Annotated in this window: 9 protein-coding genes and 1 pseudogene; all 10 read right to left on the bottom strand. The window is 64.4% G+C overall.

Annotation, left to right across the window (positions count from 1 at the left end; translation table 11 throughout):
- Window positions 1–444, bottom strand: a pseudogene (locus EN906_RS14720) (sugar MFS transporter); the annotation flags it as partial.
- Window positions 441–941 carry a transcription antitermination factor NusB gene (gene nusB, locus EN906_RS14715; RefSeq protein WP_023798402.1) on the bottom strand — a complete coding sequence of 167 codons (501 nt, stop codon included), beginning with the start codon at window positions 939–941 and terminating at the stop codon, window positions 441–443. The pseudogene EN906_RS14720 and the gene nusB, both read right to left, overlap by 4 nt.
- Window positions 938–1,432: a 6,7-dimethyl-8-ribityllumazine synthase gene (gene ribH / locus EN906_RS14710; RefSeq protein ID WP_127270987.1), complete on the bottom strand. Its 495-nt coding sequence runs from the start codon at window positions 1,430–1,432 to the stop codon at window positions 938–940. Before ribH ends, nusB begins: the two co-directional genes overlap by 4 nt.
- 108 nt (window positions 1,433–1,540) lie before the next feature.
- Window positions 1,541–1,744: a DUF1778 domain-containing protein gene (locus EN906_RS14705; protein ID WP_127270989.1), complete on the bottom strand. Its 204-nt coding sequence runs from the start codon at window positions 1,742–1,744 to the stop codon at window positions 1,541–1,543.
- Window positions 1,744–2,361, bottom strand: coding sequence for a riboflavin synthase (locus tag EN906_RS14700; protein ID WP_127270991.1), 618 nt, complete (start codon window positions 2,359–2,361; stop codon window positions 1,744–1,746). The genes EN906_RS14705 and EN906_RS14700 overlap by 1 nt, the downstream gene beginning before the upstream one ends.
- A gap of 12 nt (window positions 2,362–2,373) precedes the next feature.
- Entirely contained in the window at window positions 2,374–3,489 is a 1,116-nt protein-coding gene (gene ribD, locus EN906_RS14695; protein WP_127272670.1) for a bifunctional diaminohydroxyphosphoribosylaminopyrimidine deaminase/5-amino-6-(5-phosphoribosylamino)uracil reductase RibD, read from the bottom strand.
- Between the two features lie 2 nt (window positions 3,490–3,491).
- Entirely contained in the window at window positions 3,492–3,971 is a 480-nt protein-coding gene (nrdR, locus tag EN906_RS14690; protein ID WP_023810227.1) for a transcriptional regulator NrdR, read from the bottom strand.
- A gap of 157 nt (window positions 3,972–4,128) precedes the next feature.
- Window positions 4,129–4,776 carry a hypothetical protein gene (locus tag EN906_RS14685; protein ID WP_127271308.1) on the bottom strand — a complete coding sequence of 216 codons (648 nt, stop codon included), beginning with the start codon at window positions 4,774–4,776 and terminating at the stop codon, window positions 4,129–4,131.
- A 76-nt stretch (window positions 4,777–4,852) separates the two neighbouring features.
- Window positions 4,853–6,166 carry a serine hydroxymethyltransferase gene (glyA, locus tag EN906_RS14680; protein ID WP_013532252.1) on the bottom strand — a complete coding sequence of 438 codons (1,314 nt, stop codon included), beginning with the start codon at window positions 6,164–6,166 and terminating at the stop codon, window positions 4,853–4,855.
- Between the two features lie 178 nt (window positions 6,167–6,344).
- Window positions 6,345–7,991, bottom strand: coding sequence for a Na+/H+ antiporter (locus tag EN906_RS14675; RefSeq protein WP_127272645.1), 1,647 nt, complete (start codon window positions 7,989–7,991; stop codon window positions 6,345–6,347).
- Between the last annotated feature and the right edge of the window lie 162 nt (window positions 7,992–8,153).

Raw genomic sequence — 8,153 nt, 5'->3', positions numbered from 1 at the left:
GGCCAGCACGAATGAGATGGCACGCGCCTTGAATTCCGGCGGTGCGTTGTCGGCAGCGGCGAAGCGGAACTGCTGGACGAAGGCGCCGCCGACACCGATCGTGAGCAAGCCAAAGGCAAACAGCCAGAAGCTGCCTTGAAAAAGCGCAAGCGTGGCGACGAGGCCGCCAAGCGCCGTGACGATCGTTCCGGTCATGAAGCCGCCGCGCTGGCCCATGCTGCGGATGATGGCCGCTGCAGGCAGCGCGCCGAGCGCCACGCCGATGTTGAAGCCGGTGACCGGCGCTGTCGCCAATGATTTGTCGGGGCCAAGCAGATATTGCCCGGCCAGCGCGCCCACGGAGATGGCGATGGGAGCGGCCGAGCCGATGATCGCCTGCGAGGCGGCCAGGATCAGCGCCGTGCGGCGCGCCTCCCTGCCTGCCTCGACGGCGATTGCCGTCATGATGCGTCCTTGCCCCGCCCCTCGCCACGCACCCGGCGAGACACACGGTCGAGCACGGCATTGACCAGCTTCGGCTCGTCTTCCTCGTAGAAGGCCTTGGCGATGTCGACATATTCGGAGACGATGACCGCGACGGGGACATCCTCGCGCTTCATCAACTCGTAGACGCCGGCACGCAGAATGGCGCGCAGCGTCGAATCGAGCCGCGACAGCGGCCAGTCCTCGGTCAGCGCCTGGCGGATGATCGGATCGATGGTCTTCTGGTTCTCGACGACACCCGCCAGGATGGCGCGAAACCATTGCGCATCGGCCTCGCGATAGAGCGCTCCGTCGACTTCCTTGCCGAGACGAAAGGCCTCGTATTCGGCGGTGATCTCGAAGACGCCACTGCCGGCGACATCCATCTGATAGAGCGCCTGCACGGCGGCAAGACGGGCAGCGCCGCGCTTGTTGGCGTGGCGCACCGCGGGCTGGCCGGGCGAAGCGGGTTCGCTCACGATCGCGCTCCCAGTTGTTCCTTGAGGGCAATCATGGTCAGGGCCGCACGCGCGGCAAAGCCGCCCTTGTCGCCTTCCGAGCGTTTGGCGCGAGTCCAGGCCTGGGCGTCATTCTCGGTGGTGAGGATGCCATTGCCGATGCAGACCGAGTCCTGCACGCTCAAATCCATGAGCGCGCGGCTGGATTCATTGGCGACAATGTCGAAATGATAGGTGTCGCCGCGGACGACGGTGCCGAGCGCGACAAAGCCGTCATAATGTGTGCCGCCTCCCGTCGCGCCGTCCAGTGCAAAGGAGATCACTGCGGGGATCTCGAGCGAACCTGGAACGGTGACGACATCGTAAGTCGCGCCCGCTTCATCGAGCGCGCTTGTCGCGCCGTCGAGCAGCGCGTCGGCAAGGTCGTCGTGAAAGCGCGCTTCGACAATGAGCAGATGCGCCTTCGCCTTCGGACGAATGAAGGCTTTGCCGTGTTGGGATGTGCCAGCCATAAAAGTCTCCGGGGAGTTGCCGGTGACTTAGGCCGAAGCCGGGTTCATCGCAAGCGGAAGATTGTCCACGACGCCGACGGTCGGCAGAACTTGTTGGGTTTCCAGTATTCAGGAGCCTGTAACGTGACGGTAGCGACGCACCGTATCGCGCAGACGATCGTTCACCGATCGTGGATTGATCAAGGCTTCAACGAAGACTCTGCTGTCGTTGACAGACAGATCGAGCTGCGAGTGCCCTTCGGTGTTCACATCGGCCCGCTCCTCACGCATCAACTTGTCTTCCTGCGTGGAATTCACCCTGTCCTTGGTCATCACAGCCCCTCTTTCGTCGCCTCCACCAGCCGCGCCGCGTAGCGGGCCATGGTGTCGATCTCGAGATTGACGCGGTCGCCGACTTTGCGCTCACCCCAGGTGGTCACGGTCAGCGAATGGTGGATCAAAAGCACGTCGAAGCGCGTGCCTTCGAGCTTGTTGACGGTGAGCGAGGTGCCGTCGAGCGCGACCGAGCCTTTTGGCGCAATGAACTTCGCCAGGTCGCGCGGCGCCTCCAGCGTGAAGCGCACGGCGTCGCCCTCATCCTTGCGCTCGACGATCTCGGCCATGCCGTCGACATGGCCCGAAACGATGTGGCCGCCGAGTTCGTCGCCGATCTTCAGCGCCCGCTCCAGATTGACCTTGGTGCCGGATTTCCAGCCCGAGGCCGTGGTCAGCCGCAAGGCTTCCTCCCATGCTTCAACCTCGAACCAGCGCGCATTCGAGCCGCTGTCGGGCAAGGCCGTAACCGTCAGGCAGACGCCGCCGCAGGAGATTGAGGCACCGATGGCAATGGTCCGCGGGTCATAGGCTGTGTCGATGCGCAAACCCACCCCTTGCCTGAGCGGTTTGACGGAAGCGACAGTGCCGACATCGGTGACAATTCCGGTGAACATCGGTGTTGATCCCTAAAAATCTCTTATCCACTCGGCGTAACTGTCTTCGCCAAAGCGCATCTCGCGCAGCTTGCGAAAACCTGCCGGGATATGGTCAGCGTCAACAGGCGATGCAATGCCGTCATCGCCGATCGCTTCCGGTCCCTGGAACAGCACGATGCGGTCGACCAGTTCGTCGGCCAGGAAAGCGCTCGCCACCTTGGCGCCGCCCTCGACCAGCACGCTGGCCATGCCGAGCGCGGCCAGATCCTCGAGCAGTTCCGGCAGCGCGACGCCGCCTTCATGGGTCTCGGTGCCGATGAAGCGGACGCCGGCGCGTTCGAGTGCTGCGCGCCGCAGCGGATCGGCCTCCAGGCAGGCGGCGATATAGAGCGGCACCCGGTCGACGCCCGAAACCAGCTTCGAGGCCTCCGGCAACCGGATCTGGCGGTCGAGCACGATGCGGGCAGGCGAACGGTTCTCCAGCCCCGGCAAACGCACCGTCAGGGCCGGATCGTCCTCAAGGGCCGTGCCGATACCAACCAGTATGCCATCCGCCTCGGCGCGCATCAGATACACTTCGCGGCGCGCGATATCTCCGGTGATCGACACCTGCCCACCGCCTTCCCTGCCGATCTTGCCGTCGCTGGAAAGCGCAAGCTTGAGAATCACTTCCGGGCGTTTTCTCAACGAACGAATCAAATAGCCGGCCATCTGCTCGGAGGCTTGCTCGGCCAACACCTTCTCGACCACCTCGACACCGGCGGCACGCAGGATCGCGTAGCCCTTGCCGGACACGCGCGAATCGGGATCGCTGGCCGCACCGACGACGCGCGCGACACCGGCATTGACCAGCGCATTGGCGCAAGGCGGCGTGCGGCCGTGATGGGCGCAAGGCTCCAGCGTGACGTAAGCGGTGGCGCCGCGCGCGAGCTCGCCGGCCTCGGCCAGGGCCTCGGTCTCGGCATGCGGGCGGCCGCCGACAGCGGTGACGCCGGTGCCGACGATCATCGGACCGTTGCCGTCATCGCGTACGATCAGCGTGCCGACGGACGGGTTGGTCGCGGTGCGCCCCGAATTTTTTCGCGACAGTCTGAGTGCCGCCGCCATGAAGCGGCGATCAAGGGCGGCCTGTTCGCTTGCAGTCATGCTCAGCTGGCTTCCTCTTCACCCTTGATTTCGTCGCCCTTGAGCTCGCCCAGCAATTCATGGAAATCCTTGGCCTCGCGAAAATTGCGGTAGACCGAGGCAAAGCGGACATAGGCGACATCGTCGAGCGACTTCAGCGCTTCCATGACCAGCCGGCCGACTTCTCCCGAAGCAACCTCCGTCTCGCCGGAACTTTCGAGCTGGCGCACGATGCCGGTCACCGCGCGGTCGATGCGCTCGGGATCGACATTGCGCTTGCGCACGGCGATCTCCACCGAACGCAGCAGCTTGTCGCGGTCGAAGGGCACTTTGCGGCCCGATTTCTTGACCACGACGAGGTCGCGCAACTGCACGCGCTCGAAGGTGGTGAAGCGACCGCCGCAATCGGGGCAGACACGCCGCCTGCGGATCGCCGCGCCATCCTCTGCGGGGCGCGAATCCTTCACCTGCGTATCTTCTGACTGGCAATAGGGACAGCGCATGGAGAAGCCTTTGGTTGGCGAATCTGGTGAAGCGAAAGGCTTAGAGGTTTTTGCAGCGATGGCAAAGTGTCGCCAACAGCCCCACGCCCTTCAGAGATAGCGAGGCGCAAGCAGGATTGCCAGCCTCGCCAGGCAGCCGCACCGCGTACCGATGTCTTCAGGGAGCTACGTCGGCGGTCGGGAATCCGCACGATGCACCGAGGCTGCGATAGGCCTTGGTGAAGCCGTCCATGGATATGCTTCCAACAGGCGCGTCGCCAAAGGAGACATCAAGCACCGATGCCCGGCGCATGGCGCGCAAGAGCGCCAGGCTGATCTTGGCCTGATTGTCCACGGTCCAGCTGAGCCGGCCGTTGACGGCGCCATCGGAATGGAGTTTGGCGGCGACACGGCCCTTGTCGTCGCCGATGGTGGCGGCAATCGACTTGCCGGCCGGCAGACCCTTGTTGTCGACGGCGATGGTTATGGAGGGGTAGGCATCCGGCGGCAGTGCATCGCCGTTCGTGATGACGAGCGTCAAGGTACCGGGCACGCCGCCCGCGCCGATAAAGGCGGTCGAGGCAGCGCAGGTCTTGCGCAGATCCTCACCGGTGTCGACCTCGTCGACCAGGGTCGACCATCTGCCGAACGTTTCGAGCTTGGGTGCCACCTGGGCGGGCGCCGCCGGCTCGGCCTGAGGTGCGGGTTGCGCAGGCGCTGGTTGAGCAGAGGCGGTTTTCGCCAAGGCGGCGGGGAAAGGCACGGCGATCAAAGCGGCCAGAGCGCCAACGGCACCAAGGTCGGCGAAACGAAATGGTCGCATCATCAAGGCTCCTGCCGGTCGCCCCGGCCTGCTGAAACGACGCTTGTCGTTGCAGCAGGCGGTAAGCCTTCCTATCGCGTCAGCCGAGATAGGGATAGAGCGGGAAGCGATCGGTCAGCGCCACGACCTTGGCCTTGACCGCAGCTTCGACAGCGGCATTGCCCTCGTCGGAATTCGCAACCTTGAGACCGTCCAGCACTTCGGCGATCAGCTTGCCGATCTCGCGGAATTCGGCCTGGCCGAAGCCGCGCGTGGTGCCGGCCGGGGTGCCGAGACGCACGCCCGAGGTGACGAAAGGCTTTTCCGGGTCGAACGGAATGCCGTTCTTGTTGCAGGTGATGTTGGCGCGGCCGAGCGCCGCCTCGGCGCGCTTGCCGGTGGCGTTCTTGGGCCTGAGGTCCACCAGCATGAGATGGTTGTCGGTGCCGCCGGAGACGATGTCGAGACCAGTCTCCTTGAGGCTGGAGGCCAGCGCCTTGGCGTTGGCGGCAACGCTCTCGGCATAGACCTTGAAACTCGGCTTCAGCGCTTCGCCGAAAGCGACAGCCTTGGCAGCGATGACATGCATCAGCGGACCGCCCTGCAGGCCGGGGAACACCGCCGAATTCATCTTCTTGGCGATGTCCTCGTCATTGCACAGGATCATGCCGCCGCGCGGGCCGCGCAGCGACTTGTGCGTCGTGGTGGTCACGACATGGGCGTGCGGCAGCGGCGACGGATGCACGCCGCCGGCGACCAGGCCGGCGATGTGCGCCATGTCGACCATCAGATAAGCGCCGACCGCGTCGGCGATCTCGCGAAACCGCTTCCAGTCCCAGACGCGCGAATAGGCGGTGCCGCCGGCCAGGATCAGCTTCGGCTTGGTCTCATGCGCGGTCTTCTCGATGGCATCCATGTCGAGCAGATGGTCGTCCTGGCGCACGCCATAGGAGACGACCTTGAACCATTTGCCGCTCATGTTGACCGGCGAACCGTGGGTCAGATGGCCGCCGGAATTGAGGTCGAGGCCCATGAACGTGTCGCCCGGCTGCAAAAGCGCCAGGAACACCGCCTGGTTCATCTGGCTGCCGGAATTCGGCTGGACGTTGGCGAAGTTGCAGCCGAACAGCTTCTTGGCGCGCTCGATGGCCAGTTCCTCGGCCACGTCGACGAACTGGCAGCCGCCATAATAGCGCTTGCCGGGATAGCCCTCGGCATATTTGTTGGTCATGATCGAGCCCTGCGCTTCAAGCACGGCGCGGGAAACAATGTTTTCCGAGGCGATCAGTTCGATCTCGTGGCGCTGGCGGCCGAGTTCGTTGCGGATGGCCCCGAAAATCTCCGGATCGGCGTCGGCCAGCGTGGTTTCGAAGAAGGATTCGAACTTGTTCGACACTGCCGCTGCTGTTGCCATGGCCTGAAATCCTCAAGGTTCGGGGGCAATTTTAATTTATGCAAGCCGTTGTCCCAAAACCGCTGCACAATTTTGGGCGACTTGCATTTGCCGCGCCATTAACACAGTTGTTTTCGCCCCGCCACGTTTGCCACGCGAAATTTGCTGGCCGGATTGCGCCAGCCAGGCCCGCGGGTCGCTATTTCCTCGCCTTGCGACCTTTCAGCAGTGCCTCGGTAAGCGTGATTTCGGCAAACAGCGCCTGCGACGTATGGTCGTTGATCTCGCCGCTGCGAAACATGGCGCGCACGGCCTCGCGCTCGGCTTCGATGCCGGCAGATCTCAATTCGAGTTCCAGCCTTCCGGCTTCGCGCGCCTCAGCGCGGGCCTCATCGGCTTCGTCCGAGGCGGCGATGCGGCGCCGGTAGCCGGCGACAATGTTATCAGCAGCGGCAAGCCTGGCGCCGGGCACCTCGCCCCCCTCATCATCAGCGGCTCCGGCAATGCTCTCGATGCGCGCGATCGCCGCCTTGGCGGCGCCCACGCGCGCCAGGCGCTCCTCGGCGGCGCCGGCATCCTCACCGGGCTCGACCAGCCCCCTGGCGATCGTCGGCAGAGCGAGGCTGGCGATGACCAGCGAGCAGATAATGACGCCGGCGGCCAGGAAAATGACCAGGTCGCGCGCCGGAAACGGCGAGCCGTCCGGCATGGCGAGCGGCAGTGACAGGATGCCGGCCAGCGTAATGGCGCCGCGCACACCGGCCACCGAACCGGCGAGCCGCACGCGCAGCCCGAACGGCTCCACTTTGCGCTTGCCCAGACGCGCAGCGATGCCGGCGGCGATATCGCCCACCCAGATCCACAGGAAGCGCAACGCGATCAGGCACAGCGTCAGCGCGATGACGGTCGCGATCGGCTGGACGATCGGGTGCAGGCTCATGAGCTCCGGCGGCACATGGCGGATGATGTCGGGAAGTTGGAGCCCAAGCACGATGAAGAGAGCACCGTTGAAAACGAAGGAAAGCGTCGTCCACAGCGAAATCGTCTGCATGCGCGCCGAGACGCCGAGGAAGCGAAACACGCCGGAGCCGCCGGTGAGCAGGCCGGCGGTAACAGCCGCCAGGATGCCGGAAGCTCCGACATGCTCGGCGCCGAGATAGGCTATGAAGGGCAGCAGGACCATCACCAGCACCTGCGCCTCGGCCGGCACGCCGCCGATCCGGTTGAGCAGTTGCAGCAGCTTGGCGGCAACGAACAGCGCCGCCACGCCGATCAGGATGCCCATCGCCACGGCATAGAGAAAACTGAGCGAAGCCGCCGCAAGGGAAAAGCTGCCGGTCAGCACCGCCGCGACGGCAAAGCGGAACATGACCAGCCCCGACGCATCGTTGAGCAGCGACTCGCCTTCCAGAATGTGCATCAGCCGCGCCGGGACGACATTTCTGTCGACGATCGAGGACACCGCCACCGCGTCGGTCGGCGACAGCACCGCGGCAAGCGCAAAAGCGACCACCAGAGGGATGCTCGGCACCAGCCAATGCAAGGCGTAGCCGAAACCGACGATGGTGAAGAAGACCAGCCCTATGGCCAGATCCAGGATCGGTCCGCGCAGCGCCATCAGTTCACGCTTCGGTGCGCCATAGGCATCGCCGAACAGCAGCGGCGGAATGAACACCAGCAGAAACAGTTCCGGATTGATCTCGACATGGATGCCGCGCACCGGCCACGCAAGCGCGGCACCGATCGCAATCTGCAGCACCGGCAACGGCACCCGTACCAGGCGAACCAGAGCGCCGGAAAGCGCCACGAAGACGAGCACGACTAGAATGAAGACGGCGACTTCCATGGTCCGGTTCCAGGCTTTCCGCCGACCATGCGCAAAGCCGGCCGATCCGTCCAGCCGCCCGTCCCGTGAAAAACGCCGCGGCACCCAATCAATGAAAAAGGCCGCCCTGAGAGGCGGCCCTTTTATATATAAGAATCAAATGTTTATAGCGCAGACGTGATC

This window comes from Mesorhizobium sp. M7A.F.Ca.CA.004.06.1.1, from assembly GCF_003999135.1.
In the GTDB taxonomy this organism is placed as follows: Bacteria; Pseudomonadota; Alphaproteobacteria; order Rhizobiales; family Rhizobiaceae; genus Mesorhizobium.
This window is presented reverse-complemented; position numbering and strand designations above follow the sequence as displayed.

What these genes read in the sequence shown, in the direction of transcription:
- EN906_RS14705 (WP_127270989.1), bottom strand. Translation starts at nt 1,744, where the DNA reads ATGACCAAGGACAGGGTGAATTCCACGCAGGAAGACAAGTTGATGCGT.
- glyA (WP_013532252.1), bottom strand. Translation starts at nt 6,166, where the DNA reads ATGGCAACAGCAGCGGCAGTGTCGAACAAGTTCGAATCCTTCTTCGAA.
- ribD (WP_127272670.1), bottom strand. Translation starts at nt 3,489, where the DNA reads ATGACTGCAAGCGAACAGGCCGCCCTTGATCGCCGCTTCATGGCGGCG.
- nrdR (WP_023810227.1), bottom strand. Translation starts at nt 3,971, where the DNA reads ATGCGCTGTCCCTATTGCCAGTCAGAAGATACGCAGGTGAAGGATTCG.
- ribH (WP_127270987.1), bottom strand. Translation starts at nt 1,432, where the DNA reads ATGGCTGGCACATCCCAACACGGCAAAGCCTTCATTCGTCCGAAGGCG.
- EN906_RS14685 (WP_127271308.1), bottom strand. Translation starts at nt 4,776, where the DNA reads ATGATGCGACCATTTCGTTTCGCCGACCTTGGTGCCGTTGGCGCTCTG.
- EN906_RS14700 (WP_127270991.1), bottom strand. Translation starts at nt 2,361, where the DNA reads ATGTTCACCGGAATTGTCACCGATGTCGGCACTGTCGCTTCCGTCAAA.
- EN906_RS14675 (WP_127272645.1), bottom strand. Translation starts at nt 7,991, where the DNA reads ATGGAAGTCGCCGTCTTCATTCTAGTCGTGCTCGTCTTCGTGGCGCTT.